Origin of the sequence: Mycolicibacter sp. MU0083, from assembly GCF_963378075.1 — a bacterium.
Taxonomy (GTDB): Bacteria; Actinomycetota; Actinomycetes; order Mycobacteriales; family Mycobacteriaceae; genus Mycobacterium; species Mycobacterium kokjensenii.
Genome location: NZ_OY726394.1, coordinates 2,988,710 through 3,014,444, shown reverse-complemented (window position 1 = coordinate 3,014,444; position 25,735 = coordinate 2,988,710). Strand labels below are relative to the sequence as shown.

Sequence of the window (25,735 nt, the reverse complement as noted above, 5' to 3'; positions counted from 1 at the left end):
CCTTCGGAATCGTCAGGGCACGAGGCGCAGCGGTCGCCCGGACCGCTGCACCTCGGCCAATGCGGACGAGAGCGATGCCGCCAGCGGCAGCTGAGCATGCGGATCGCAGATCCGCAACAGGGTTCGCACCGCCGGACTCGGGACCACCATCAGGTCGGTCCGCGTCCGTGCACACTGGGCGCTGATCGATTTGAGCGCTGAAAAGCCCTCGGTCCCAATGAAGGTCAGTTCGGACAAGTCCAGAACCAACCATTCGCCGCTGCCGGCGGAGTGCTTTGCGCAGTCGGCGAATCGGCCGGCGTTGGCGGCGTCGATCTCGCCGTGGGCGGACAACACAGCGCCCGATCGGCCCCAATGCGCCATGAAGGTGGCGGTGTGACTGCGCCACACCTGGGTGGCTTCGCTGGCGGGGGCGGTGAAGGCGATCTCGGTAATCTTGCTGCTAGTCATGTTCGGCTCCATCAGGCGACGAATCGTGCTGTTGGATGACGTCAGCGAAATCTCCCGGTCAACACTGACTCGGTGACGTTCCGCTGCGGCTGTGAGCTCAACCGGAGAATCCAGACGTTACCGAACCGGATCTTGATTGGCAAAGGAAACGTCGACAATTTCTGTAAAACCCAGCGAAACCTTAAGTGTCACAGCGTCAGTAATGTCGATTGGCCCGCTGACCAGGTGGTTGTCAGGAGATTCGCGAGACGGCTCTCCACAGCATCGAATGCGCGCATCCCGAACATCACGTCGCGCTCCAAATCGGGATAACAGTCGACCAGATCAGCCACCACGTCTCGGCGCACCACCTGCTCGTGCACCGCATCGGCCTCGACGTGCTCGGCGTAGAACGCCACGCACGGCTCGGGGGCGGCCAGTCGCCGCAGGGCGGCGACCACGCGGGCCGACCCGGGCGGGGAGGTGATCTCGGTAGCGGCGAAATGGCCGATCGCCGCCGCCCGCCAGCGGCGATGCAAGCCGAACAGGGACATCAGGTTGACCACGGCCAATGCCTCGGCGGGGACCGCGTCGAGATAGGCCAGATAGCGGGGATCCAGCCCAGCGGCAGCCAGCAGATCGGCGAAGAGCCGCTGGTGTAGCCGCTGCCCGCGCCCGGCGCCGTACTCGTCGAACTCGATCGCCACGAACGATGCTTTGGCCTGCCCGGTCAGCCGCGGGATGACCCAGGCATGCGGGTCGCCTTCCTTGAGGTGATACAGCGAGCGGTGCACGAAGTATTCCTGGACCTGTTCCCAGCTGCCGCGGTCACGTAGATACCAGGTGATCCCGTTTCCGTGTGCGGGCTCCGTTGCTGCAGAATCCATTTCGTCGTACACCGTGGCGTCCGGCGGTATCGGTCCCACGTCAGCACGGACACCGTCGAGGAAGGCGTGCTCCAGCTGCGCCCGCAACTCCAACAATGTGGCGTCCCATTCCCAGTCCGGATCCACACCGGAGAATCCGCGGTAGTGCAACTCGTAACAGAGGTACAGGGTCAGCTGCAGGTCGCGGCCGTAGGGCTCGGCGGGAACCGGCCCCAGCGCGCCGCTCGATCCCGCCGGACCCTGCAGTACCTCGATGACTCGTTCCGACAGGGCGCCGCAGGCAAGCGGTAGCCGAGGTTCGATCGTGGTAACGGGCACACTCACGGATACCCTGCGGCGGCACCCGGTCAAACGGCCATCTCGTTTCGCGAACCGGCGGTTGGGTACTCCGGCCACATGACGCGCATCGGCTACACCCTGATGACCGAGCAGAACGGGCCCGCGGAGTTGGTGGAGTACGCCGTGGCGGCCGAAGAACACGGCTTCGACTTCGCGGTGTGCAGTGATCACTTCTCCCCGTGGCTGGCCTCGCAAGGGCACGCTCCCAACGCCTGGGCCCTGCTGGGGGCGGTGGCCCATGCGACCGAGCGGCTGGGTTTGTACAGCTTCGTGACCTGCCCGAGCATGCGTTACCACCCAGCGGTGGTGGCCCAGCAGGCGGCCACCGTGCAGATCCTCGCCGAGGGGCGGTTCACCCTGGGACTGGGAAGCGGTGAGAACCTCAACGAACACATCGTCACCGGCGCGGGCTGGCCGAACGTGCGACACCGGCAAGGCATGCTCGCCGAGGCGATCAAGATCATTCGCGAGCTGTTGACGGGCGAGACGGTCGATCACGAAGGCGACTACTTCCAGGTCGCGCAGGCGCGACTGTGGGATCTTCCGGAGGTCCCGGTGGCGCTTGCCGTCGCCATGTCCGGCCCCAACGGCGTGGAGCGCTTCGCCGCCGCCGCCGATCACCTGATCGCCGTGCAACCCGATGCCGACCTGGTCGCGCATTGGCATGCGGCCCGGACCGCGGCCGGCCTGCCCGGCGATGGCAGAGTCATCGGTCAACTACCGGTGTGCTGGGACCCCGACCGGGAGACGGCCGTGGCACGCGCCCACCGGCAGTTCCGCTGGTTCGGCGGTGGCTGGGCGGTGAACTCCGAACTACCCACCCCCGCGGCGTTCGCAGCCGCCACCCGTTACGTGCGGCCGAGCGACGTCGCCGAGGGTATTCCGTGCGGACCGGACCCGGAGCCCATCCTGGCCGCGGTGAACCGCTACCGCGACGCCGGGTTCACCGATATCGCGCTGATCCAGGTCGGCGGTGAGACCCAGGACGCCTTCCTCGCAGAAGCCGCGGAACCGCTGCTGAGCGCGCTGCGCGCCGACGGGTAAGGGTTTGGCCATCCGCGGCCGCGGGTACGCGCACCCCATGAGTGACAGTGACGAGGGGATCGACCGGCGTCGTACGACTCGACCGCGAGCCGGGCTGGTGTTCAAAGACCGCCGCGAGTTCCCGGGCCTGCTCATGCTCATGATGGCCGCGCTGGCCCTGGTGGGCTTCCTCAGCGCCGTCGTGCAGCACAACGCCGCATGGACCCTGGGGTGGGGGATCGCGGTGCTAATCCTGGCGATCGGCGGGGTGGCCTGGGTCTTCGTCGGGCGACGCCGGACCACCGACCACGCCGGTGCGCATCGGAGCCAGACCTAACGCGGCGGCGGCGAACCGGGACACCGCCTGGGCCCCGGTCTCGGCCGCGTCGCGGTGGCCGGCGCGATGGCGGGTGCCGACCCGGCCGTCGCGGGGATCCAACGTGACCTCGGCCAGCAATTCACCGGTGGTCGGCTCACAGACCGCCCAGCGGTAGCAGGTGTCCTCCGCCCACCCCGACTCGGCCGCGGCGACGTAGCCCGGGTCGGTCTCGCCGAGATCGGCCAGAGTCACCCGGTCGTCCATACGATCGTCGGCCCGTGGTATCCGCAGATACCACGGGCCGGCGTTGATCTCGACAGGCTGAATGTCGGCTACTTGATCTCGCAGAGCACGGTGCCCTGCGTGATGGCCGAGCCGGCCTCGGCCGACAGGCCGGTGATGACACCGTCCTTGTGGGCGGTGACCGGGTTCTCCATCTTCATGGCCTCCAGGACGACGACCAGGTCACCCGCGGCGACCTCCTGGCCCTCCTCGACGGCCACCTTGACCACGGTGCCCTGCATGGGCGCGGTGACCGCGTCACCGGACGCCGCCGCGCCGCCGTGGGCGCCACGCTTGCGGGCCTTGGGCTTCTTGCGGATGGCACCTGCGGCGCCGCCGCCACCGGCGCCGCCGATCGCCAGGTCGCCCGGCAGCGACACCTCGAGACGGCGTCCACCGACCTCGACGACCACCTTCTGCCGCGGCGCGGCGTCCTCTTCATCGAGCGGCTCGCCACCGGTGAACGGCTCGATGGTGTTGTCGAACTCGGTCTCGATCCAGCGGGTGTGGACGGTGAAGCCGTTCTCGTCGCCGATGAAGGCGGGGTCGGACACCACGGCCCGGTGGAACGGGATGACCGTGGCCAGTCCCTCGACGGTGAACTCGTCGAGGGCCCGGCGGGCACGCTCGAGCGCCTCGGTGCGGTTGGCGCCGGTGACGATCAGCTTGGCCAGCATCGAGTCGAACTGGCCGCCGATCACCGAACCGGTCTCCACACCGGAGTCCATCCGGACGCCCGGGCCGGTCGGCGGGTCGAAGCGGGTGACCGGGCCGGGGGCGGGCAGGAAGCCGCGGCCGGCGTCCTCACCGTTGATGCGGAACTCGAAGGAGTGCCCGCGGGGCGTCGGGTCCTCGGTGATGTCGAGGGCCTCGCCGTTGGCGATCCGGAACTGCTGACGGACCAGGTCGATGCCCGAGGTCTCCTCGGTGACCGGGTGTTCCACCTGCAGACGGGTGTTGACCTCCAGGAAGCTGATCAGGCCGTCCTGGCCGACCAGGTACTCCACGGTGCCGGCGCCGTAGTAACCGGCCTCCTTGCAGATCCGCTTGGCGGACTCGTGGATCTCGGTGCGCTGCGCGTCGGTGAGGAAGGGCGCCGGGGCCTCTTCGACCAGCTTCTGGAAGCGGCGCTGCAGCGAGCAGTCGCGGGTGCCCGCGACGACGACGTTGCCGTGCTGGTCGGCGATGACCTGGGCCTCGACGTGGCGGGGCTTGTCCAGGTAGCGCTCCACGAAGCACTCGCCGCGACCGAAGGCCGCGATCGCCTCACGGGTGGCCGACTCGAACAGCTCGGGGATCTCCTCGATGGTGCGCGCCACCTTCATGCCGCGACCGCCACCGCCGAAGGCGGCCTTGATCGCGACCGGGACACCGTGCTCCTTGGCGAACGCCACCACCTCGTCGGCGTCCTTGACCGGGTCCGGGGTACCGGGCACCAGGGGAGCGTCGGCGCGGGCGGCGATGTGCCGTGCGGTGACCTTGTCGCCGAGGTCGCGGATCGACTGCGGGCTCGGCCCGATCCAGATCAGTCCGGCGTCGATCACCGCCTGGGCGAAGTCGGCGTTCTCGGAGAGGAAGCCGTAGCCGGGGTGGATGGCGTTGGCGCCGGACTGGGCCGCGGCGTCGAGGATCTTCTCGAACACCAGGTAGGACTCGGCCGAGGTCTGGCCGCCCAGCGCGAATGCCTCGTCGGCGAGCCGCACGTGCGGAGCGTCGGCGTCGGGTTCGGCGTACACGGCCACGCTGGCCAATCCGGCGTCGCGCGCGGCGCGGATCACCCGGACTGCGATCTCCCCGCGGTTGGCGACGAGCACCTTGGAGATCTTCGAGCTGGCATGGTTCGCCACTTGCCCTCCTGATGGCATATCTAAGAAATGTCTTTAAGAACCTAGCTGCACAGCAGTGTAAAGCGCCACCGCCGAACCTGTTCCAGGTGCCCCTTACGCGGCGCGTAAATGCCGCTTGATCCGGGTCAACATGGCCGACATCCCGCGTAGCCGCAGTGGGCTGATCAGCTCGGCCAGGCCCAGTCGCGACGCGAAATCCTCCGGCACCGCCAAGATGACCTCGGCGGGTTGGCCGTCCAGGCCGACGGCCCAGATCGAGGCGAAACCGCGCGTCGTGGGTGCCTCCGGCGGGGCGCTGAAATACAACCGCACTTGCTGCGGGTCGGCGGCATCGACGTGCAGGAACAGCGGCGACTGGCACTCCGGCACCGGTTCCATGGCCGACTCGGTCAGCTCGTCGGGCAGTTCGGGCAGTTCGTCGGCGAACTCCAGCAACAGCCTGAGCTTGTCCTGGCCCTCGACCTCGGCGAAGTCGGCGACCACCTGCGCCAGCCCCTCCGGCAGGCTCATCAGCCGGCCGGGGTCGCGGGGAGTTGGCCCGGTTCCGAACCCGCGACGATGGGCACCCGCACGGTGTTGCCCCACTCTGTCCAGGAGCCGTCGTAGTTGCGGACGCCGTCCATGCCGAGCAGGTGGGTCAGGACGAACCAGGTGTGGCTGGATCGTTCCCCGATGCGGCAGTAGGCGATCGGTGCGTCGTCGGGCTTGAGGAAGCCGTAGAGCTGTTCCAGTTCCTCGCGCTTGCGGAACCGGCCGGCGTCGTCGGCGGCCTTGCTCCAGGGCACCGATACCGCGGTGGGGATGTGGCCGCCGCGCAGCACACCCTCTTCCGGGTACTCCGGCATGTGGGTGCGCTCGCCGGTGTACTCCTGGGGAGACCGGACGTCGATCAGCGGTACTCGGCCGATGCTGGCCAGCACGTCGTCCTTGTAGGCCCGGATGGGGGCGTCGTGGCGTTCGACGACCGGGTAGCCGCTCGTGGTCTTCGACGGCACCTCCAGGGTCGTCTCACGGCCCGAGGACACCCACAGGTCACGCCCGCCGTCGAGCAGTCGCACGTCGGGGTGGCCGAACAGGGTGAACACCCACAGCGCGTAGGCCGCCCACCAGTTGGACTTGTCGCCGTAGATCACCACGGTGTCGTCGCGGGAGATGCCCTTGCGGTTCATCAGGTCCGCGAACTGCTCACCGCTGATGTAGTCGCGGACCGGGGCGTCGTTGAGGTCGGTGACCCAGTCGATCTTCACCGCGGTCGGGATATGGCCGATGTCGTAGAGCAGAACGTCCTCATCGGATTCGACGACGACGAGACCGGCGGCCCCCAGATTGCCCGCGAGCCAGTCGGCCGTGACCAACCGTTCGGGGTGGGCATAGGACTGCAGGGCGGGGCTGGAATCGGCTGGCACTGGCACGATGCCGAGCGTACCGGGAGATACCGACTGTGCCACTCCCCGTCGTGGATCCCGGTGTCGGCGGGCGGTGCGGGCCCGGCGTCAGTGCACGGGGTTGGCCGCCCACAGGGCCGCGACGGACAGCCCGGCCGAACGCAGCAGCCGGCGCAGCAGCGGCAGGCTGATCCCGATGACACTGGACGGATCGCCGTCCACCCCGTCGACGAACCAGCCGCCCAAACCGTCGAGGGTGAACCCGCCGGCCACCCGCAGGGGCTCGCCGCTGGCCAGGTAGGCCTCCAGGTCGTCCTCGGTGGGATCGCCGAAACGTACTGTGGTGACCACGTTTTCGGTGACCTGGTGAGTGATCTGGTTATCGCGCAACCGGATCAGGCTGTGGCCGGTGTGTAGCCGACCGGAATCACCGGCCATCGCGCGCCAGCGGGCGCGGGCCTCGTCGACGCTGGCCGGCTTGCCCTGCAGTTCCCCGCCGATATAGAGCATCGAATCGCAGCCGATCACAATGCAATCGGCGGCCACCGGCGATGGCAGCACGGTCGCCACCTGTTGCGCTTTGGCGGCGGCCAGCGCGCCGGTCACCTCGTCGGGGCCCGCCGTGGCGGGCAGGCCGGCCATCAGCGCGTCCTCGTCGACGCCGGAGACCACCACCAACGGGTCGAGTCCGGCGCCGCGCAGCACGGCCAACCGGCCCGAGGACGCCGAGCCGAGAACCAGTCTCGTCACCGGCGCCTCACCGGCGCATGTGGGTGCGCTCCAGCAGGGTGATCCGCTGCCAGCTGAACAACGGAATCCGCAGTTTGTCGACCGGATGGCCCCACATGTTGCGGTCCCCGGAGCCGGTCTCGGCCGCGCCGCCGCCCGCGGTGCCCAGCACCGCGACCAGCGCCGCGATCTCGGCGTCGGTGGGGTTGCCGCGCAGCACCTTGATGTGCGGCTCGGCGATGGTCGGAGTCGTCTCGGCCGTGGTTGCCTCGTTCTCGTCGCTCACAGGGGGATGTTCCCGTGCTTCTTGGGCAGCGGCTGGACGATCTTGCGTTCCAGCAGTCGCAGCGATGTCGCGATGTAGCCGCGGGTGTGCGACGGCGGGATCACCGCGTCGACGTAGCCCCGCTCGGCGGCCACGTACGGGTTCACCAGGGTGTCCTCGTACTCCTGCTGCAGCTGCAGGCGCAGCGCGTCGACGTCGTCGCCGTTCTTCGCGGCCTCGTTGAGCTGGGAACGGTAGACGAACCCGACCGCGCCGGAGGCGCCCATCACCGCGATCTGGGCGGTCGGCCACGCCACGTTGACGTCGGCGCCCATCTCCTTGGAGCCCATCACGCAGTACGCGCCGCCGTAGGCCTTACGGGTGATCACGGTGATCTTGGCGACGGTGGCCTCACCGTAGGCGTAGAGCAGCTTGGCGCCGCGCCGGATGATGCCGTTGTACTCCTGCTCGGTGCCGGGCAGGAAGCCGGGCACGTCGACCAGCAGCACGATCGGGATGTTGAAGCAGTCGCAGGTCCGGATGAACCGGGCGGCCTTCTCCGAGGCGTTGATGTCCAGGCAACCGGCGAACTGGGTCGGCTGGTTGGCCACGATCCCGACGGTGCGGCCCTCGATCCGGCCGAAGCCGACGATGATGTTCTGGGCGTAGCCGGCCTGCACTTCCAGGAACTCGTCGTCGTCGAGGATCCGGGTGATGACCTCGTGCATGTCGTAGGGCTGGTTCGGCGAGTCCGGGATCAGCGTGTCGAGTTCGAGGTCCTCGGGCGTGAGATTGTCCTCGATGGAACCCTCGGGCGCGGCCACCGGGAAGTGCGGCGGGTCGGCGTAGTTGTTGGGGGGCAGGTAACTCAGCAGGTCGCGGACGTAGTCCAGCGCGTCCTGCTCACCGGAGGCGACGTAGTGCGCGGTGCCGGACTTGCCCATGTGGGTATGCGCCCCGCCCAGTTCCTCCTGGGTGACCTCCTCGCCGGTGACGGTCTTGATCACGTCCGGGCCGGTGATGAACATCTGGGAGGTCTGGTCGACCATCACGATGAAGTCGGTAAGCGCGGGGGAGTAGACGTGCCCGCCGGCGGCGGCACCCATGATCAGCGAGATCTGCGGGATCACCCCGGAGGCCAGGATGTTGTTGTGGAAGATCTTGCTGTACAGGCCCAGCGAGACCACGCCCTCCTGGATGCGGGCACCGGCGCCGTCGTTGATCCCGATCAGCGGCCGGCCGGTCTTCATGGCCAGTTCCTGAACCTTGACGATCTTCTCGCCGTAGACCTCGCCGAGGCTGCCGCCGAACACGGTGGCGTCCTGGCTGAAGATGCAGACCTCGCGGCCGTCGATGGTGCCGTAGCCGGTCACCACACCGTCGCCCAGCGGACGCTTGTCGGCCAGGCCGAAGTTGGTGCTGCGGTGCTTGGCCAGTGCGTCGAGTTCGACGAACGAACCCTCGTCGAGCAGCGCGTAGACCCGTTCCCGAGCGGTCAGCTTGCCCTTGGCATGCACCTTCTCCACGGCGGCCTCGCCGACCGGGTGCAGGGTTTCCTCGGCCCGACGCTTCAGGTCGGCGAGCTTGCCCGCGGTGGTGTGGATGTCGACGACATGGTCGGCTTGCGCCTCTACGGCTGACTCACCGGGGTGCTCAGTAACACTGGTCATAAGAAACGATCTTAATCGCGGGCCGTTCGATCGCCCGACCGGACCCGGCTACCGGAAACCTACTCGCCGGTAGGGCGCCGCTACCTGCGCGCCGCCGGCTCCAACCGGATCACCACGGCCTTCGACACCGGCGTGTTCGACCTGGCCGCGGTGTGGTCCAGCGGTACCAGCGGATTGGTCTCCGGGTAGTAGGCCGCCGCGTTGCCGACCGGGGTGGAATACGCCACCACCAGGAAATCCTTGGCGTACCGCTCCTGCAGTTCGCCGTCCTCGCCGCGCCACTCCGACACCAGGTCGACGCGGTCGCCGTCGCGCAGGCCCAGCGCCTCGATGTCGGTGGGGTTGACGAACACCACCCGACGGCCGCCCTTGATGCCGCGGTAGCGGTCGTCGAGTCCGTAGATCGTGGTGTTGTACTGGTCGTGGCTGCGCAGCGTCTGCAGCACCAGGCGACCGGGTGGCGTCGGTACCCATTCCAGCGGATTGACGGCGAAGTTGGCCCGGCCGGTGTGGGTGGGGAACTCACGGGAATCCCGCGGCGGGTGGGGAAGTAGGAAGCCGTCGGGCCGGCGGACCCGGACGTTGTAATCGGCGCAGCCGGGAACCACGTCGGCGATCGCATCCCGAATGCTGTCGTAGTCGTCGGAGAACCGTTCCCACGGCACCGGGTGATCGGGACCGAGCGTGCGGCGCGCCACGTCGCAGACGATCTGCACTTCGCTGCGCACCATATCGCTCGGCGGCTGCAGGCGGCCCCGAGACAGATGCACCATGGACATCGAATCCTCAACCGACACAACCTCTTTGCGGCCATTTCGAATGTCGCGATCGGTGCGCCCCAAGGCCGGAAGAATCAGTGCGGTGGTGCCGTGGACGACATGGCTGCGGTTCAGTTTGGTCGACACCTGCACCGTCAGCGCACAACGGCGCAACGCGGCCTCGGTGACCTCGGTGTCCGGTGTCGCCGAGGCGAAGTTGCCGCCCATCGCCATGAACATCCGGACCCGGCCGTCACGCATCGCCCGGATCGCGGCGACCGTGTCATACCCGTGTTCCCGCGGGGTCTCGATGCCGAACCGGCGATCCAGTGCCGACAGGAAGGACTCGGGCATCTTCTCGTAGATCCCCATCGTGCGGTCGCCCTGCACGTTGGAGTGCCCCCGCACCGGGCACACGCCCGCACCCGGTTTGCCGATCATGCCGCGCAGCAGCAGCACATTGGTGGCCTCGCCGATGGTGGCGACCGCATGACTGTGCTGGGTCAGGCCCATGGCCCAACACAGCACCGTGCGCTGCGAGGTCCGCAACAACTCCGCGACACGCACCAATTGGGCGTGCTCGATCCCGGTCGCGGCCGACACGACGTCGAAATCGACTGCGCGCGTTCGCCGCTGGTACTCGTCGAACCCGGCGCAGTGCGCCTCGATGAAGGCACGGTCCACCACGGTGCCCGGATCGCGGTCCTCGGCCTCCAACAGCAACCGGCCCAGCCCGGCGAACAACGCCATGTCGCCGCCCAAGCGGATCTGCACGAACTCGTCGGCGATCGACACACCGCGGCCCACCACACCGTGCAGCTTCTGCGGATCCTTGAAACGGATCAACCCGGCTTCGGGGAGCGGGTTGATCGCCACCACCCGTGCCCCGTTGGCCTTGGCCTTCTCCAACACCGACAGCATGCGCGGGTGGTTGGTGCCCGGATTCTGGCCGGCGATCAGGATCAGATCCGCGTGCTCGATGTCCTCGACGGTCACCGAGCCCTTGCCGATCCCGATCGATTCGGTCAGTGCGGTACCCGACGACTCGTGGCACATGTTGCTGCAGTCGGGCAGGTTGTTGGTGCCGAAGCTGCGCACCATCAACTGATAGGCGAACGCGGCCTCGTTACTGGTGCGCCCGGAGGTGTAGAACACCGCCTCGTCGGGACTGCCCAGCGACCGGAGTTCATCGGCGATCAGCCGATAGGCGTCGTCCCAGTCGATCGGGCGGTAGTGGTCGTCGCCGGGCCGCAGCACCATCGGGTGGGTCAGCCGGCCCTGCTGTGACAACCAGTACTCCGGTTTGCCCGACAGTTCGGTGACCGAGTGCCGGGCGAAGAACTCGGGGCCGATGACGCGACTGGTCGCCTCCTCGGCGACGGCTTTCGCGCCGTTCTCGCAGAACTCCGCGATTTTGCGGCCGCCCTGCTCCTCGGGCCAGGCACAGCCGGGGCAGTCGAAGCCGTGCCGCTGGTTCAGCCGGGCCCACGCGGCACCGGTCCGCAGCAGGCCCATCTGGGCCAGGCTGCGTTGCAGCGATACCCACACCGCGCGGACGCCCGCCGCTTCGGCTTTGGGCGGCACGACGGTCACGTCGTGCTCGTCGTAGTCGCAGGCGACGTCTTTACCGGTAGCGCGGAATCGGGCCATGATGATGCCAACCTAGATCGTGTGGTGGCTCTTCGGAAGCCCGTACCGCCCGTAAGCTGGCGATCATGGACACCCCCGCGCTCGACGTGGCCGGGCTTCGCGCCCGACTGATCGGTCCGCACGGCTGGCGCGCAGTAGATGTGGTCGCCGAAACCGGATCCACCAACGCCGATCTGTTGGCGCGCGCCGCAGCCGGCGAGGACATCGACGGGGCGGTGCTGTTGGCCGAGCACCAGACGGCGGGGCGCGGCCGGCACGGGCGGCGCTGGGAGGCCCCGGCGCGCAGCCAGCTTTCGCTGTCGGTGGGAATCGCGGCCGATGACGTACCGACCTCGGGATGGGGCTGGCTGACCCTGGCCACCGGCGTCGCCGTGGCGGACGCGATCGCCGAGGTGTCGGGTCTGCGGGTCGGCCTGAAATGGCCCAACGACGTCATCGTCGACGATGGGAAGCTGGCGGGCATCCTGGCCGAGGTCGCCGCCCCCAAACAGCAGATCGTGGTCGGACTCGGCCTGAACGTGACCATGACCGCCGAACAGGCCCCGGATCCGGCGGCGGTGTCACTGGCGATGCTCGGCGCCGCGGTGCTCGACCGAAACGTCTGGGCGGAGACGGTGCTTCGGAACCTGGCGCAGCGGGTCTCGGCCTGGCGTGCCGCGGGCGGGGCCGACGCCGCACTGGTGGCCGACTACCGGCGACACAGTTGCACCCTGGGTGTGCAGGTGCGGGCCGAGATCCCCGGTGACCGGCGGGTGGAGGGCCATGCGGAGTCCATCGACGAGATGGGCCGGCTGGTCATCGCCACCGGTGACGGGCCGGTCACCGTCTCGGCCGGCGACGTGACCCGGCTGCGGCCCACCGGGTAGGACGTCCCGTGGCATACCCGGAGAGCGTGCTCGCCGACGACGAACAGGTGGTGGTGCATCGGCACCCGCACGTCAAGCGATTGATCGTCCCGGTGCTGGTGCTGTTCTCCGCGACCGCGTGCGCGGCCTTCGCCTGCGGGATCGTCAATCCCCGGGCCTGGGATCCCACCGCCAAGAACGTGGTCTTCGGGGTGGTCTGGGCGATCTGGGCCGTGGTGGTGGGGTGGCTGACGCTCTGGCCGTTCCTGGGGTGGTTGACGACGCACTTCGTGGTCACCGACCGGCGGGTGATGTTCCGGCACGGTCTGCTGACCCGCAGCGGCCTCGACATCGCGCTGAGCCGGATCAACAGCGTCGAGTTCGTGCACGGGTTCATCGACCGGATGCTGCGGACCGGCACGCTGATCATCGAATCGGCGTCACAGGAACCGTTGGAGTTCTACGACGTCCCGCGCGTGGAACAGGTCCACACGCTGCTGTATCACGAAGTCTTCGACAACCCGTCGGTCGGCGGCTGACGCCGGGGCGGACGCCGGAACAGCGTCACCACCCCGCTGTCCGGGTGGTTTTCCCGGGAATCCTCCAGCGCCTCGGCCAGTGCACCCGTCTCGATCGTCGCGTCGAGTGCGGCGTCGGTGCTGCGCGCGAACTCGTCGGGAAAGACCCAGCGCCGAAACGCCCAGAACCGGAACGCCATCTGCAGCAGGTTGCCGATGATGTAGGCCGAGACGAAGTCGGAGATGTTCTCCAGGGTCAACGACACCATCGGTGCCCGCAACTGCAGGACATAGCTGGAGAACCACAACGGGGCCATGGACAACACCACCCCGACGCCGCTGACGCCGAAGAACAGCAGTGCTTCGTGGTGTCGTTCCCGGCCGCCGCGGTCCTTGAAGCTCCACTCCCGGTTGAGGATGTAGGACGCGATCACCGCGACGATCCCGGAGATGACCTTGGCGGTGACGGGCTTGGGCGCCAGGATCGTCAGCTTGAGCGTGTAGAACAGCGCCGAGTCGATCACGAAGGTGGTTGCGCCGACGATGGCGAACTTGATCAACTCGTGATGGCGCTCGGCCAGCGGACGGATCACCCGCGGCAGGCGGGCGATGGTGGCGTCGGTAAAAGACACAAGTTGCCAGTGTACGGACTCGGCCGGATCTGTGCCTAATGACTGGATAACGGTTACCGCGGGCCGCATGACACCATATGGCGCGTGCCGAAACCCCCAACCACGACACCGCCCGCAGGTGGACGTAGCCCGTCTCCCGCAAGCGGGCGGTACCCCCTGGTCGCCATGGTGGGCGGCGGTCAGCTGGCGAGGATGACCCATCAGGCCGCGATCGCGCTGGGTCAGCGACTGCGGGTCTTGGCCACCGCGGCCGATGAGCCGGCGGCCCAGGTCACCCCGGACGTGGTGATCGGTTCGCACACCGATCTCGATGACCTGCGCGCCGCCGCCGCCGGGGCCACCGTGCTCACCTTCGACCACGAACACGTTCCCGGCGACCTGCTCGACCAGCTGGTCGCCGAGGGCGTCAACGTCGCCCCGCCGCCCGCGGCACTGCAGCACGCCCAGGACAAGCTGGTGATGCGCCGCAAACTGGCCGAACTGGGCGCCCCGATTCCACGATTCGCGGCCATCGAGACCGAGCAGGACCTCGACGGGTTCGCGGCGCTCACCGGCGGCCCGATGGTGGTCAAGGCCGCCCGCGGCGGATACGACGGGCGCGGCGTCTCCCTCGTCGACGACATCGACCAGGCCCGCGCCGCGGTCGCGGAGTACCTGGCCGCCGGGGCTCCGGTTCTCGCCGAAGAACGCGTCGCGATGCGCCGGGAACTCTCGGCGCTGGTCGCCCGCTCGCCGTTCGGGCAGGGCGCGGCGTGGCCGGTGGTCGAGACCGTGCAGCAGGACGGGATCTGCGTGACGGTGATCGCGCCCGCCCCCGATCTCTCGGCCGAGTCGGCCGCCGCCGCACAGCAACTGGCGCTGCGATTGGCCGACGAGCTCGGCGTGGTCGGAGTGCTCGCGGTCGAGCTGTTCGAGACCACCGACGGCCGGTTGCTGGTCAACGAGCTGGCGATGCGCCCGCACAATTCCGGGCACTGGACCATGGACGGCGCGGCGACCAGCCAGTTCGAACAGCACCTGCGAGCCGTACTGGACTATCCGCTGGGGGCCACCACACCGGTGGCGCCGGTGACCGTGATGGCCAACGTGCTCGGGGCCCCGGAGACGCCGGCGATGACCATGGACGAACGGCTGCACCACCTGTTCGCCCGCTATCCCGACGCCCGGGTCCACCTGTACGGCAAGGGCGAACGACCGGGCCGCAAGATCGGCCACATCAATCTGCTCGGGGTGGGCGCGCAGGATTCTGCGACTCTGCGCGAGCGGGCCGAAAGCGCGGCACACTGGTTGTCGCACGCGGAATGGAGTGATGGATGGGACCCGCATGAGTGAGCACAAGCCCGGTCCCCGGGTCGGCGTCATCATGGGCAGTGACAGTGACTGGTCGGTGATGGAAGAGGCCGCCCTGGCCCTGGCCGAGTTCGATGTCCGTTTCGAGGTCGGCGTGGTCTCGGCGCACCGCACCCCGCAGCGGATGTTCGACTACGCGCGCGACGCCGCCGGCCGCGGTATCGAGGTCATCATCGCCGGCGCGGGTGGTGCCGCGCACCTGCCCGGGATGGTGGCATCGGCCACACCGCTGCCGGTGATCGGGGTACCGGTCCCGCTGGCCCGACTGGACGGGTTGGATTCGTTGCTGTCGATCGTGCAGATGCCCGCCGGGGTGCCGGTGGCCACGGTTTCCATCGGCGGCGCAAGAAATGCGGGTTTGCTGGCGGTGCGTATTCTGGGTTCGGCGGATGCGGCGTTGCGGGCTCGAATGGTGGCCTTTCAAGACCAGATGGCCGACAGCGTGCTTGCGAAGGACGCGGCGCTTCAAGGTAAAGTTACCGGCGAGTAGCTTAGGAGGCTGTCATGGCTGGGTGGGCCGGAGATCCGTCGTTTGACCTGTTCAAGCTCCCCGAGGAGCACGACGAACTGCGCGCAGCGATCCGCGCTCTGGCCGAGAAGGAGATCGCCCCGCACGCCAAGGACGTCGACGAGCGGGCCCGCTTCCCCGAAGAAGCCCTGACCGCACTGAACGCGTCGGGTTTCAACGCCGTCCACGTCCCCGAGGCCTACGGCGGACAGGGTGCGGACTCGGTGGCGGCCTGCATCGTGATCGAAGAGGTCGCCCGGGTCTGCGCGTCGTCCTCGCTGATCCCCGCGGTGAACAAGCTGGGCACCATGGGCCTGATCCTGTCCGGTTCCGAGGAACTCAAGCACCAGGTGCTGCCCGGGCTGGCCGCCGGCGAGGTGATGGCGTCCTACGCGTTGAGCGAGCGCGAAGCGGGCAGTGACGCCGCGGCCATGCGCACCCGCGCCAAGGCCGACGGCGACGACTGGATCCTCAACGGGTCCAAGTGCTGGATCACCAACGGCGGCAAGTCCACCTGGTACACCGTGATGGCGGTGACCGATCCCGACCGCGGCGCCAACGGCATCTCCGCCTTCATGATCCACATCGACGACGAGGGCTTCACCATCGGGCCCAAGGAGCACAAGCTCGGCATCAAGGGCTCGCCCACCACCGAGCTGTACTTCGAGAACTGCCGCATCCCCGGCGACCGGATCATCGGCGAACCGGGGACCGGCTTCAAGACCGCGCTGCGCACCCTGGACCACACCCGTCCCACCATCGGCGCCCAGGCGGTCGGTATCGCGCAGGGCGCACTCGACGCGGCGATCGAATACACCAAGGACCGCAAGCAGTTCGGCAAGAACATCGCCACCTTCCAGGGCGTGCAGTTCATGATCGCCGACATGGCGATGAAGCTCGAGGCCGCCCGGCTGATGGTGTACTCGGCCGCCGCGCGTGCCGAGCGCGGCGAGACCGGTCTGGGCTTCATCTCCGCGGCGAGCAAGTGCTTCGCCTCCGATGTGGCCATGGAAGTCACCACCGACGCGGTGCAACTGTTCGGCGGCGCGGGCTACACCACCGACTTCCCGGTGGAGCGGATGATGCGCGACGCGAAGATCACCCAGATCTACGAGGGCACCAACCAGATTCAGCGTGTCGTGATGAGCCGGCATCTGCTGGGCTAGCGTGGCCCGATGACATCCCGGTTGGACACCGTCCGTAGCGCACGGCAGGCGTTCGTCGACACCGTCGACGGGCTCACCGATGAGGAGTTCGACGACGGCACCACGTTGTGCGCGGGCTGGTCACCGCGCGACGTGTTGGCGCATCTGATCGGCACCTCGCGGATCGGCCCTTACCTGCGTGCGCCGTGGCGCCTGCATCGGATCAACGCCGAGATCGTGGCGGCCGGACGACGCCGGCCGCGGGCGGAACTCATCGCGGAGGGCCGACGTTGGGCGCAGGTGCCCGACCGGAGACTGGCCGGCCTGTTGTTGGGCGACGTGGCCATGCACCACCAGGACGTGTTGCGCGGGCTGGGCCGAACCCGCGAGATCCCGCCGGCCGAAGCGGCCGCGATCCTCGCCGAAGGCGTCAACCTGACCGTGCAGAAGCTGCAACCCACGTTGTTGCGCTATCGCGTGGTGCCCACCGACGGGATCTCCCGGCCGCGTGGCCGCGGCAAGGTCGTGCGCGGCACGACCGAAGCGCTGGGCCTGTGGCTCGGCGGCAGAAACGTATCCGACGTCCAGATCAGCGGGGATCGGCAGCTGTGAAATCGGCGGCCGGCACCGTCCGTCCCACCTAGGAGAGGCTTCATGCCAGGACTTCTGCCCGAGGTCGACCCCGACGGCTTGCTCGAATACTCCGTCGTCTACACCGACCGCGCGCTCAACCACATGTCGGTGCGCTTCCAGGACGTCATGAACGACGTCTCGCAGATGCTGCGCGAGGTGTACGGCGCCGACGCGGCGATCGTGCTGCCCGGCAACGGCACATGCGGGATGGAGGCGGTCGCACGCCAATTCGCCAACGACGCCGAAGCGCTGGTCGTCCGCAACGGCTTCTTCAGCTACCGGTGGAGTCAGATCCTGGAGGCCGGTCGCATCACCGACCGCGTCACCGTGCTCAAGGCGCGTCGCACCGGTGAAGGCGATCAGGCGCCGTGGATCCCCGCGCCCGTCGAGGAGGTCGAGCAGGCGATCGCGCGGATTCGGCCGGCGGTGGTGTTCGTACCGCATGTGGAGACCGCCAGCGGAATCCTGCTGCCCGACGACTATCTGGCCCGCATCGGCGCGGCGACGGCCGCCGTGGGTGGGTTGTTCGTGCTGGACTGCATCGCCTCCGGCGTGGTGTGGATCGACATGGCCGCCCTCGGGGTGGACGTGTTGGTCACCGCGCCGCAGAAGGACTGGAGTTCGGAGCCGGGCTGCGCCATGGTCTGTCTCTCCGATCGGGCGGTGCAGGCGATGGAGGCCACCACCAGCAGCAGCTTCGCGCTGGACCTGAAGAAGTGGCGCGACATCATGGTGGCCTACGAGGGCGGCGGTCACGCCTATCACGCCACCATGCCGACCGGGGTGATCGGTCGACTCCGCGACGCCATGGCGGAGACCCGCCGGCGTGGCTTCGCCGAGGTGCGCGAGCAGCAGTTCGCCCTCGGGCGCAAGGTGCGTGCGCTGTTGGCCGAGCGCGGCTTTCCCAGTGTGGCCGCACCGAGATTCGAAGCACCCGGCGTGGTGGTCAGCTACACCACCGACCCCGACATCCGCACCGGTGCGAAGTTCAAGGCGCACGGGTTGCAGACGGCGGCCGGCGTGCCACTGCAGTGCGACGAACCGGCGTCTTTCAGCACCTTCCGGGTGGGGCTCTTCGGGCTGGACAAACTCGCCGACGTCGAGGGAACGGTGGCGCGACTGCGGGCCGCGATCGACCAGATCGGCTGAGCCGATGGGCGAAAGCGAATCCGGCGCGTCGAGTATCTATCTGGCCGCAGCAGAAGGCGGCAGCGGCAAAACCGTGGTGGCGCTGGGCTTGCTGCACATGCTGGCCGCGTCCTCGGCACGGGTCGGCGTGTTCCGCCCGGTGGTGCGCTCCCTCGACGAGCCCGACGAGCAACTCGAACTGCTGCTCGCGCACGCCACCGCGACGATCGACGATCATGCCGCCTGCCGCGGAGTGACCTATCAGCAGGTCTACACCGACCGGGAAGCCGCGCTGGGCGAGATCGTCGCGCGCTTCCACGAGATGGCCCGGCGGTGCGACACGGTCCTGGTGGTCGGCAGCGACTACACCGACGTCGTCAACCCCAGCGAACTGGGTTTCAACGCCCGGATCGCGGTGAACCTGGGTGCGCCGCTGATACTGGCGATCAACGGTCACAATCGCGACGTGCAGGCGATCGCCGATATCACCACGCGCTGTCTGGCCGAAGTCGCCGCGGCACACGCCCATCCGGCCGCGGTGATCGCCAACCGCTGCGACCCGGACCGGTTGGCCGAGATCATCGCGGGCATCTCGGCGAGCCCGGCCGCCGCCGGCATCCCGGCGTTCGCGGTTCCCGAGGCGGCGCTGCTGTCGGCCCCGACCATGGCCGAACTCTGCGCGGCGCTCGACGGCACCGTCTACAGCGGCGACCCGGAGTTGCTGCGCCGGGAGGCGCTCGGCGTGATGGTCGGCGGGATGACCGCGGAGAACATCCTCGACCGGTTGACCGAGGGCCAGGTGGTGATCGTGCCGGCGGACCGCTCCGACGTGCTGCTGGCACTGGTGAACGCCCATGAGGCGCAGGGATTTCCGTCGCTGGCCGGGATCATCCTCAACGGCGGTCTGCTACCGCACCCGGCGATCGACAAGCTGGTCAAGGGGCTACGCCCGACGCTGCCGCTGATCGCCACCTCGCATCGCACCTACGACACCGCGGAGATGGTGTCGAACACCGGATCACGGATCACCGTCGGTGCGCTGCGCAAGATCGACACCGCGCTCGAGTTGATGGCCAACCACGTCGACGGCGCCGAGTTGGCCGAGCGGATACGGGTGCCCGCGTCGAGCGTCATCACGCCGCAGATGTTCGAATACCGGCTGCTGGAGCGGGCCCGGTCCAACCGTCGCCACATCGTCCTACCCGAGGCGGGTGACGATCGGATCCTGTTGGCGGCCGGTCGATTACTGTCTCGCGGAATCGTGGACCTGACGTTGTTGGGGCGGGAGAACGCGGTACGCCGGCGGGGCGCGGAACTGGGCGTGGACCTCGATGCCGCACGGGTGATCGATCCCGAGTCCAGCGAACTGCGAGATCGGTTCGGTGCCGAATACACCCGGCTGCGCGCCCACAAGGGCATGACGGAGGAGCGCGCCCGCGAGATCATGCGCGACATCTCCTATTTCGGAACCATGATGGTGCAGCTGGGCATCGCCGACGGCATGGTCTCGGGTGCCGCGCACACCACGGCGCACACCATTCGGCCGGCGTTCGAGATCATCCGCACCGCGCCCGGGGTGTCCACGGTGTCCAGTGTGTTCCTGATGTGCCTGTCCGACCGGGTACTGGCCTACGGGGACTGCGCGGTGGTGCCCGACCCGACCGTCGAGCAGCTCGCCGACATCGCGATCTCGTCGGCGGCCACCGCCGCGGCGTTCGGCATCGAGCCGCGGGTGGCGCTGCTGTCCTACTCCACCGGTGAATCCGGGTCCGGGGCGGGCGTCGACAAGGTTCGTGCCGCAACGCAATTGGTGCACGAACGCCGACCGGATCTGCTCGCCGACGGGCCGATCCAGTACGACGCCGCGGTCGACGAGGGGGTGGCCGCGGCGAAGCGGCCGGACTCTGCAGTCGCCGGGCGGGCCACGGTGCTGGTGTTCCCGGACCTCAACACCGGCAACAACACCTACAAGGCGGTGCAGCGCACCGCGGGAGCGATCGCGATCGGTCCGGTACTGCAGGGGCTGGCCAAGCCCGTCAACGACCTATCGCGGGGTGCGCTGGTCGACGACATCGTCTACACGGTGGCCATCACCGCGATCCAGGCGCAGGAGGTGCCGCGATGACCGCCGCGTCGTCCGGGCTGGTGCTGGTGCTCAACTCCGGCTCGTCGTCGATCAAGTTCCAACTGGTCGACCCGGCAGCCGGGACGGCGGTGCTGTCCGGCCTGGTGGAGCAGATCGGCGAGCCCGGCGGCCCGGTGACCGACCACGGCGCCGGCTTGCGCCTGATCCACCGACAACTCGAGGATTCCGGGATCGATTTGGCCGCGGTGGCCGCGGTGGGGCACCGGGTGGTGCACGGCGGCGAACTGTTCCACGCGCCGACGCTGATCACCGACGAGGTGGTGCGGGAGATCGCCTGGCTGGCGGAGTTGGCACCCCTGCACAACCCGGCCAACGTGATCGGGATAGAGGTAGCCCGCAAGGACTTTCCGGATGTTCCGCACGTGGCGGTCTTCGATACGGGGTTCTTCCACTCGCTGCCGCCGGCGGCCGCCGGGTATGCCATCGACCGCGACGTCGCGACCCGCTACGGCATCCGGCGCTATGGATTTCACGGCACGTCCCACGAATACGTGGCCGGTGAGGTGGCGACCCTGCTCGGACGGGAACCGGGCGGGCTGAACGTCATCGTCCTGCACCTGGGCAACGGGGCTTCGGCGTCGGCGATCCGCGGCGGGGTCGCGGTCGAGACGTCGATGGGCCTGACCCCGCTGGAAGGCCTGGTCATGGGCACCCGTAGCGGTGACATCGATCCCGGCGTGCTGTTCCACCTCAACCGTGCCGCCGGACTCGACATCGACCAACTCGACGAACTGCTCAACCGGTCCTCCGGACTCAAGGGGCTGTGCGGGGTCAACGACTTCCGAGAGTTGCTCGAGCAACGCGATGCCGGGGGCGCGGCCGGGGAGGCCGCCGGCCTGGCCTACGACATCTACGTTCACCGACTCCGCAAATACGTCGGTGCCTACCTGGCGGTGCTGGGCCGCGTCGATGCCATCGCATTCACCGCCGGGGTGGGCGAGAACGCGCCCAGTGTCCGGGAAGACGCACTGGCCGGTCTGGACGGCCTCGGGATCGTGGTAGACCGTGCGCGCAACCGATCCGGAAAAGGCGCCCGCGTCATCTCGCCCGACGATTCACCGACCACCGTGCTGGTGGTGCCCACCAATGAGGAACTGGCCATCGCCCGCGCCGCCTGGCAGTTCGTGTGACCACCGAACCCACCGATTCGGAACCGGCAGTGCCGGGTGGGGCCGGGAACGGTGGCGGTATGGTTTTGTCCTGTGAAATTCGGCCGAGCGACGTGGACGGCGACGCTGCTCGCGGTTGGCGCACTGACGGTTTCGGCCTGCGCAGACAGCGTCGGAGACGCGGTGTCGGCGGAGAACCCCGCGGTGGAGGTGGACTGCGCCGGTAAGCAGCAGTTGCGGGCCGCCGGATCGTCCGCCCAGGCGAAGGCCATCGACCAGTTCGGGTACGCCTACGCCCGGGCCTGCCCGGGCCAGGCGCTGGACTACACCGCCAACGGCTCGGCCGCCGGAGTGGACGACTTCCTGACCGGTGAGATCGACCTGGCCGGATCGGACACCGCGCTCGACCCCACCCGGTCGCAACCGGAACGCGCGGCGGAGCGCTGCGATGCGCCGGCGTGGGACCTGCCGGTGGTGTTCAACCCGATCGCGCTGACCTACCACCTCAGCGGGGTGAACAGTCTGACCCTGGACGGCCCGACGCTGGCAAAGATCTTCAACGGCACCATCGGCAGCTGGGACAACCCCGCGATCAAGGCGCTCAACTCCGGGGTCGCGCTGCCCGCACTGCCGATTCATGTGGTGTATCGGGGCGACCGGGCGTCGAGCAGCGCCGGTTTCCAGAAATATCTCGAGGTCGCGTCCGACGGCGCGTGGTACGCCGGCGGCGGCGACATCTTCAACGGTGGCGTCGGCGAGGCCGCGACCGGCAACAACGCCGCCGCGGCGGCATTGCAGGCCACCGACGGGTCCATCACCTACAGCGAGTGGTCGTTCGCGGTCGGCAAACGTCTGCCGATGGCGCAGATCATCGCCTCGGCGGGAGCCGCGCCGGTGGCGATCTCCGCGGAATCGGTCGGCAAAACCATCGACGGCGCGAAATTCCTGTCGGAGGGCGGTCCGAGCAACGACCTGGTGCTGGACATGACCTCGATCCATCGGCCGGCGGTACCCGGCGCCTACCCGATCGTGTCGCCGACCTATCAGATCGTCTGCTCGCGATATCCCGACGCCGCGACCGGTGATGCGGTCAAGGCGTTCCTGCAGGCCGCGGTCGGTCCCGGTCAGGGCGGGCTGGACCAGTACGGCTTCATTCCGCTGCCGGAGTCGTTCAAGTCCAGGCTCCTGACAGCGGTGAACGCCATCTCGTGAGCGTTTGCGGCGTCCGTGCCGGTTAGTCTGGTAGCCAATCTTTCGCCGCGGTGCGCGGCATCGTGTGGTCGAGGGGAGCGTCGTCGGTGAACAATCCCGAGCCGGGTTCGCGGGCCGGGTCGCGATTCGGCCCCTACCAGTTGGGCGAACTGCTGGGGCATGGCGTGGTGGGGGAGGTCTACCGGGCCGAGGACACCCGTAACGACGAGACGGTGGCGCTGAAGCTGATCTCCGAGTCGTTCTCGGCCGACGAAGCGTTCCGCAGTCGGCTGGAGGATGAAGCCGAGGCCGCCGGGCAGTTGAACGAACCGCACGTGACGCCGATCCGGGCCTACGGCGAGATCGACGACGTGCTCTACCTGGAGACCGGCCTGGTCGACGGCACGGATCTGGCGACGGTGCTGGCCGAGCAGGGGCCGCTGAGCGCACCGCGTGCGGTGGCCATCGTGCGGCAGGTGGCCGCCGCCCTGGACGCGGCCCACAATGCCTATGTCGTGCACCGTGACGTCAAACCCGACAACATCCTGGTCACCGAGGACGATCTGGCGCACCTGATGGACTTCGGTGTGGCCGCGGCCATCGCCGGCCCCGGCGCGCCGGCGAAGCCGTCGCTGGGAACCCTCGGTTACATGGCGCCCGAGCGCCTGACCGGTGAACAGGTCACCCATCTCTCCGACATCTACTCGCTGGCGTGTGTGCTGGCCGAGGCTCTGAGCGGGGTTCCGCCGTTCTCCGCCGACACCGTCGAGGCGGCGATCGAGGAGCGGCGTACCGCGGCGCCGCCGCAGCCCAGCAAACTGCGCCCGGGGCGGGTGCCCGCCGCCGTCGACGCGGTGCTGGCGCGGGGCCTCGCCGGCAAACCGGAGGACCGCTACAGCAGTGCCGGTGAATTGGCGGCCGCCGCCTACCAGGCGCTGACCGAAGCCGAACGGCATCAGGTCTCCCGGATTCTGCGTCGCGGCGAGCCGGCACTGCACCTGCCCGGCGGATTGGAGCCCGAGCCGGCACCCCGCCTCGAGGGGCGCGGCGGCGCGGCGCGGGCCGCCGCCGGCCTGATCGGCGGGGCGCCGTCGGACACCGGTTTCGGCGCCCTGGCGGGTATCGGCCCGGGCGGGCCGCTGCCCGCACCGTTGCCGATGTCGCCGCTGCTGCGCACCGATCTGGGCACCCCGGACGTGGTCATGCCCACTCCGGGACGACGCTGGCGGTTGCCCGGCAAACCGGTGTTGGTCGCCGCGGCCGTGGTTGCGGCGGTGGCCGTCGTCGGCGGTGTCGGACAGCTGGTGTCGCGGCCCTCGTCGGCCACACCGGTGGCCTCGCCGCCGCAGGCGGTGCTGCCCTTCACCGACCTCGACTATCGACTGTCGCCGGGTGGGGTGGCGTTGGACGACGACGGCAACGTCTACGTCACCAGCGACGGCATGCACGGCCGGGTGGTGAAACTGGCCGCCGGGTCGGACCGCTCCACGGTGCTGCCGTTCAGCGACCAGTACCAACCCCGGGGACTGGTCGTCGACGACGTCGGCAACGTGTATTTCTCCGACGTCGACAACCGGGTGGTCAAACTCGGGGCCGACGCCGACACCCACGTGGTGCTCCCGTTCGCGGGGCTGGAGGATCCGGACGGGATCGCCGTGGACTCCGCCGGCAACATCTATGTCGCCGATCGCGGCAACGATGTGGTGTTGCGGATGGAAGCCGTCACCAACACCCAGACCACGCTGCCGTTCGTCGGGCTCAACAAGCCGGCCGGGGTGGCGGTGGATTCCGCCGGCAACGTCTACGTCACCGACTCCGGCAACAATCGCGTCGTCAAACTGTTGGCCGCATCCAACGAACAGGTCGTGCTGTCCTTCTCCGGGATCGTCTCGCCGCGCGGCATCGCAGTGGATGAAGCCGGCGACGTCTACGTCACCGAACAGAACCGCAACAAGGTGGTGAAACTGGCCGCCGATGCCGCGATCCCGGAAGTCCTTCCCTTCACCGGACTCAACGCGCCCCTGGACGTCGCCGTCGACAAGCGCGGCAACATCTACGTCGCCGACCGGGGCAACGACCGGGTGGTCAAGGTGGACGCCGCCGACTAGCGACCGGCGCGGCAGCGACGCGGGCGGCGGTTGCCGGTCGAAACGGCAGGTAGCATTTTTCCTGTGGACAGTCGCGTCGCCGGCCCCGAGGCGGGCATCATCGATCCGGTGACAGACGTCCGTACCCCGGATGCCGTCGGTCACCGGCACGACCATGAGCACGCCGGCCACACCCACCACACCCCGACCGTCCGGGACGACGGATGGCACCGTGCCGCGGTGTGGGCCCGCCGGCTCGCCTGGGCGAGTCTGCTGCTGGTCGGGGTGGAAGGCGTGGTGGGGCTGTGGCAGGGACTGACCGCCGGCTCGATCGCGCTGACCGGCTGGGCCCTGGGGGCCATTCCCGAAGGACTGGCCGGGGCCGTGGTGATCTGGCGGTTCACCGGCGCCCGCACCCTGTCGGAGACGGCCGAACGGCGCGCCCAGATGTGGGTGGCGATCTCGTTCTGGATCAACGCCCCCTACATCGCGGCGGAGTCGGTGCGGCACTTCTTCGGCGAGCACCAGGTCGAGAGCAGCGCCATCGGGATCGCTGTCACCGCCACCGCGGTACTGGTGATGCCGATCCTGGGCCGAAGCCAACGTCGGCTCGGTAGGCGGTTGGGGTCGGCGGCGACCGTCGGTGAGGGCGTGCAGAACTACCTGTGCGCGATGCAGGCCGGCGCCGTGCTGGTCGGGCTGATCCTCAGCATGCAGTGGACCGGTGGCTGGTGGCTGGACCCGCTGATCGGTCTGGGAGTGGCCGCGGTGTCGGTGTGGCAGGGTTTCCGGTCCTGGCGCGGCGAGGGCTGCGGCTGCTGAGACCCGGATTTCGGCAGGGCGGTTGCCATCCTTGAGGT

The 25,735-nt window shown here is 68.8% G+C and carries 24 protein-coding genes; 13 read left to right on the top strand and 11 right to left on the bottom strand.

The features are described 5' to 3' along the window. Nucleotides 1-12 precede the first annotated feature (12 nt). The gene (locus RCP38_RS14100) at nucleotides 13-450 is read right to left on the bottom strand and encodes an STAS domain-containing protein (RefSeq protein WP_308473553.1); all 438 of its coding nucleotides are present in this window, start codon (nucleotides 448-450) and stop codon (nucleotides 13-15) included. Between the two features lie 188 nt (nucleotides 451-638). After that, on the bottom strand, nucleotides 639-1,640 hold the full coding sequence (locus RCP38_RS14095; protein ID WP_308473552.1) for an iron-containing redox enzyme family protein: 1,002 nt from the start codon (nucleotides 1,638-1,640) through the stop codon (nucleotides 639-641). Nucleotides 1,641-1,712: 72 nt separating this feature from the next. On the opposite strand from RCP38_RS14095, the gene RCP38_RS14090 reads away from it, so the two are divergent. Further along, on the top strand, nucleotides 1,713-2,699 hold the full coding sequence (locus RCP38_RS14090) for a TIGR03557 family F420-dependent LLM class oxidoreductase (protein WP_308473551.1): 987 nt from the start codon (nucleotides 1,713-1,715) through the stop codon (nucleotides 2,697-2,699). A gap of 226 nt (nucleotides 2,700-2,925) precedes the next feature. On the opposite strand, the gene RCP38_RS14085 is transcribed toward RCP38_RS14090, so the two are convergent. From RCP38_RS14085 to RCP38_RS14050, 8 genes are all read right to left on the bottom strand, one after another. Continuing rightward, complete coding sequence (locus RCP38_RS14085; protein WP_308477307.1) at nucleotides 2,926-3,324, bottom strand: hypothetical protein; 399 nt, start codon at nucleotides 3,322-3,324, stop codon at nucleotides 2,926-2,928. 5 nt (nucleotides 3,325-3,329) lie between these two features. Further along, complete coding sequence (locus RCP38_RS14080; RefSeq protein ID WP_308473550.1) at nucleotides 3,330-5,126, bottom strand: acetyl-CoA carboxylase biotin carboxylase subunit; 1,797 nt, start codon at nucleotides 5,124-5,126, stop codon at nucleotides 3,330-3,332. A 93-nt stretch (nucleotides 5,127-5,219) separates the two neighbouring features. Continuing rightward, a complete protein-coding gene (locus RCP38_RS14075; RefSeq protein WP_308473549.1) occupies nucleotides 5,220-5,636 on the bottom strand; it encodes a SufE family protein in 417 nt (138 codons plus the stop codon). After that, nucleotides 5,636-6,538, bottom strand: coding sequence for a sulfurtransferase (locus RCP38_RS14070; protein ID WP_308473548.1), 903 nt, complete (start codon nucleotides 6,536-6,538; stop codon nucleotides 5,636-5,638). The genes RCP38_RS14075 and RCP38_RS14070 overlap by 1 nt, the downstream gene beginning before the upstream one ends. 81 nt (nucleotides 6,539-6,619) lie before the next feature. Beyond that, on the bottom strand, nucleotides 6,620-7,261 hold the full coding sequence (locus RCP38_RS14065) for a Maf family protein (RefSeq protein WP_308473547.1): 642 nt from the start codon (nucleotides 7,259-7,261) through the stop codon (nucleotides 6,620-6,622). Nucleotides 7,262-7,268: 7 nt separating this feature from the next. After that, on the bottom strand, nucleotides 7,269-7,526 hold the full coding sequence (locus tag RCP38_RS14060; protein WP_308473546.1) for an acyl-CoA carboxylase subunit epsilon: 258 nt from the start codon (nucleotides 7,524-7,526) through the stop codon (nucleotides 7,269-7,271). Continuing rightward, nucleotides 7,523-9,175: an acyl-CoA carboxylase subunit beta gene (locus RCP38_RS14055; protein WP_308473545.1), complete on the bottom strand. Its 1,653-nt coding sequence runs from the start codon at nucleotides 9,173-9,175 to the stop codon at nucleotides 7,523-7,525. Before RCP38_RS14055 ends, RCP38_RS14060 begins: the two co-directional genes overlap by 4 nt. Before the next feature lie 80 nt (nucleotides 9,176-9,255). Next, entirely contained in the window at nucleotides 9,256-11,583 is a 2,328-nt protein-coding gene (locus RCP38_RS14050; protein WP_308473544.1) for an FdhF/YdeP family oxidoreductase, read from the bottom strand. A 65-nt stretch (nucleotides 11,584-11,648) separates the two neighbouring features. On the opposite strand from RCP38_RS14050, the gene RCP38_RS14045 reads away from it, so the two are divergent. Both RCP38_RS14045 and RCP38_RS14040 read left to right on the top strand, forming a co-directional pair. Further along, nucleotides 11,649-12,449 carry a biotin--[acetyl-CoA-carboxylase] ligase gene (locus RCP38_RS14045; RefSeq protein WP_308473543.1) on the top strand — a complete coding sequence of 267 codons (801 nt, stop codon included), beginning with the start codon at nucleotides 11,649-11,651 and terminating at the stop codon, nucleotides 12,447-12,449. A gap of 8 nt (nucleotides 12,450-12,457) precedes the next feature. Then, complete coding sequence (locus RCP38_RS14040; protein ID WP_308473542.1) at nucleotides 12,458-12,967, top strand: PH domain-containing protein; 510 nt, start codon at nucleotides 12,458-12,460, stop codon at nucleotides 12,965-12,967. Here the strand turns inward: RCP38_RS14040 and RCP38_RS14035 are convergent. Beyond that, on the bottom strand, nucleotides 12,931-13,578 hold the full coding sequence (locus RCP38_RS14035; protein WP_308473541.1) for a GtrA family protein: 648 nt from the start codon (nucleotides 13,576-13,578) through the stop codon (nucleotides 12,931-12,933). The genes RCP38_RS14040 and RCP38_RS14035 overlap by 37 nt on opposite strands. A 156-nt stretch (nucleotides 13,579-13,734) precedes the next feature. Between RCP38_RS14035 and RCP38_RS14030 the strand changes: the two genes are divergently transcribed. The 10 genes from RCP38_RS14030 to RCP38_RS13985 all read left to right on the top strand — a co-directional run bounded on the left by RCP38_RS14030 (nucleotide 13,735) and on the right by RCP38_RS13985 (nucleotide 25,697). Then, nucleotides 13,735-14,910, top strand: coding sequence for a 5-(carboxyamino)imidazole ribonucleotide synthase (locus RCP38_RS14030; RefSeq protein ID WP_308477305.1), 1,176 nt, complete (start codon nucleotides 13,735-13,737; stop codon nucleotides 14,908-14,910). Further along, a complete protein-coding gene (gene purE, locus RCP38_RS14025) occupies nucleotides 14,903-15,418 on the top strand; it encodes a 5-(carboxyamino)imidazole ribonucleotide mutase (RefSeq protein WP_308473540.1) in 516 nt (171 codons plus the stop codon). The genes RCP38_RS14030 and purE overlap by 8 nt, the downstream gene beginning before the upstream one ends. A 14-nt stretch (nucleotides 15,419-15,432) precedes the next feature. Then, entirely contained in the window at nucleotides 15,433-16,602 is a 1,170-nt protein-coding gene (locus RCP38_RS14020; protein ID WP_308473539.1) for an acyl-CoA dehydrogenase, read from the top strand. Between the two features lie 9 nt (nucleotides 16,603-16,611). Then, on the top strand, nucleotides 16,612-17,193 hold the full coding sequence (locus tag RCP38_RS14015; protein ID WP_308473538.1) for a maleylpyruvate isomerase family mycothiol-dependent enzyme: 582 nt from the start codon (nucleotides 16,612-16,614) through the stop codon (nucleotides 17,191-17,193). Between the two features lie 42 nt (nucleotides 17,194-17,235). Next, nucleotides 17,236-18,363 carry an aminotransferase class V-fold PLP-dependent enzyme gene (locus RCP38_RS14010; RefSeq protein ID WP_308473537.1) on the top strand — a complete coding sequence of 376 codons (1,128 nt, stop codon included), beginning with the start codon at nucleotides 17,236-17,238 and terminating at the stop codon, nucleotides 18,361-18,363. A 4-nt stretch (nucleotides 18,364-18,367) separates the two neighbouring features. Further along, nucleotides 18,368-20,467, top strand: a complete 2,100-nt coding sequence (gene pta / locus RCP38_RS14005) for a phosphate acetyltransferase (RefSeq protein WP_308473536.1) — start codon at nucleotides 18,368-18,370, stop codon at nucleotides 20,465-20,467. Continuing rightward, entirely contained in the window at nucleotides 20,464-21,618 is a 1,155-nt protein-coding gene (locus tag RCP38_RS14000; RefSeq protein WP_308473535.1) for an acetate kinase, read from the top strand. Before pta ends, RCP38_RS14000 begins: the two co-directional genes overlap by 4 nt. Before the next feature lie 72 nt (nucleotides 21,619-21,690). Next, nucleotides 21,691-22,809, top strand: coding sequence for a phosphate ABC transporter substrate-binding protein PstS (gene pstS, locus RCP38_RS13995; RefSeq protein ID WP_308473534.1), 1,119 nt, complete (start codon nucleotides 21,691-21,693; stop codon nucleotides 22,807-22,809). Nucleotides 22,810-22,895: 86 nt separating this feature from the next. Continuing rightward, nucleotides 22,896-24,896, top strand: a complete 2,001-nt coding sequence (locus RCP38_RS13990; RefSeq protein WP_308473533.1) for a serine/threonine-protein kinase PknD — start codon at nucleotides 22,896-22,898, stop codon at nucleotides 24,894-24,896. 219 nt (nucleotides 24,897-25,115) lie between these two features. Beyond that, complete coding sequence (locus RCP38_RS13985) at nucleotides 25,116-25,697, top strand: cation efflux transmembrane domain-containing protein (protein ID WP_308477303.1); 582 nt, start codon at nucleotides 25,116-25,118, stop codon at nucleotides 25,695-25,697. The last annotated feature ends 38 nt before the right edge of the window (nucleotides 25,698-25,735 follow it).

Bases quoted from the DNA above. Each gene is read 5' to 3' on its own strand.
- RCP38_RS14100 (WP_308473553.1), bottom strand. From the start codon at position 450: ATGACTAGCAGCAAGATTACCGAGATCGCCTTCACCGCCCCCGCCAGC.
- RCP38_RS14090 (WP_308473551.1), top strand. From the start codon at position 1,713: ATGACGCGCATCGGCTACACCCTGATGACCGAGCAGAACGGGCCCGCG.
- RCP38_RS14075 (WP_308473549.1), bottom strand. From the start codon at position 5,636: ATGAGCCTGCCGGAGGGGCTGGCGCAGGTGGTCGCCGACTTCGCCGAG.
- RCP38_RS14055 (WP_308473545.1), bottom strand. From the start codon at position 9,175: ATGACCAGTGTTACTGAGCACCCCGGTGAGTCAGCCGTAGAGGCGCAA.
- RCP38_RS14050 (WP_308473544.1), bottom strand. From the start codon at position 11,583: ATGGCCCGATTCCGCGCTACCGGTAAAGACGTCGCCTGCGACTACGAC.
- RCP38_RS14045 (WP_308473543.1), top strand. From the start codon at position 11,649: ATGGACACCCCCGCGCTCGACGTGGCCGGGCTTCGCGCCCGACTGATC.
- purE (WP_308473540.1), top strand. From the start codon at position 14,903: ATGAGTGAGCACAAGCCCGGTCCCCGGGTCGGCGTCATCATGGGCAGT.
- RCP38_RS14020 (WP_308473539.1), top strand. From the start codon at position 15,433: ATGGCTGGGTGGGCCGGAGATCCGTCGTTTGACCTGTTCAAGCTCCCC.
- RCP38_RS14015 (WP_308473538.1), top strand. From the start codon at position 16,612: ATGACATCCCGGTTGGACACCGTCCGTAGCGCACGGCAGGCGTTCGTC.
- RCP38_RS14010 (WP_308473537.1), top strand. From the start codon at position 17,236: ATGCCAGGACTTCTGCCCGAGGTCGACCCCGACGGCTTGCTCGAATAC.
- pta (WP_308473536.1), top strand. From the start codon at position 18,368: ATGGGCGAAAGCGAATCCGGCGCGTCGAGTATCTATCTGGCCGCAGCA.
- RCP38_RS14000 (WP_308473535.1), top strand. From the start codon at position 20,464: ATGACCGCCGCGTCGTCCGGGCTGGTGCTGGTGCTCAACTCCGGCTCG.